This is a genomic window from Bombilactobacillus bombi (assembly GCF_013607485.1).
Classification (GTDB): Bacteria; Bacillota; Bacilli; order Lactobacillales; family Lactobacillaceae; genus Bombilactobacillus; species Bombilactobacillus bombi_A.
The window spans coordinates 1-479 of sequence record NZ_SCHP01000149.1 but is presented as its reverse complement, the minus strand read 5'-3'; the positions used below and the strand labels follow the sequence as shown (position 1 = coordinate 479).

1 protein-coding gene is annotated in these 479 nt (G+C 33.8%); it reads right to left on the bottom strand.

From position 1 onward, the window contains the following. Nucleotides 1-165 precede the first annotated feature (165 nt). A partial coding sequence (locus tag EQ827_RS08875) for a DUF6506 family protein (RefSeq protein WP_309109363.1) occupies nt 166-479 on the bottom strand: 314 nt, incomplete at its 5' end.

Sequence of the window (479 nt, the reverse complement as noted above, 5' to 3'; positions counted from 1 at the left end):
GCAATATGCAATATGTAAAAGAGAGTATCCTACTTTATTCCAAACCTCAAGCTTAAAAAATTATAATATTAGCAGTTAGTAGCTCTTAAAGTTTTTTTGTATAGGGCAAGCATTTCTAGAGCTAATAAAAAGGTCACCAGTTATTCTGGTGACTTTTTACTATTTCTAAAATAATTGTTCACCGCTTTTGAATTCTAATCCAGGATGATTATCAAATCTGACTACTCCCACTGCTACATCATTACTTACCGCTTCTTTAATCTTAGCAGTGCCTAAGATTCCAAAACCACCACATAATTCGATGGCCTTAACGCCTTTATTTTCTAAAAATTTAGCTGCTTTTACTGCATCTTCATAGTCTTTGGCTCCAATAGCCGTCAGATTTACACCTGCTGTTTCTACGGCTTGATAATCTTTTTTAAAGTCAGCACCATCAGCTAAAAAGATAAATCCAGCTTCTAATTTCATTAATATTCCTC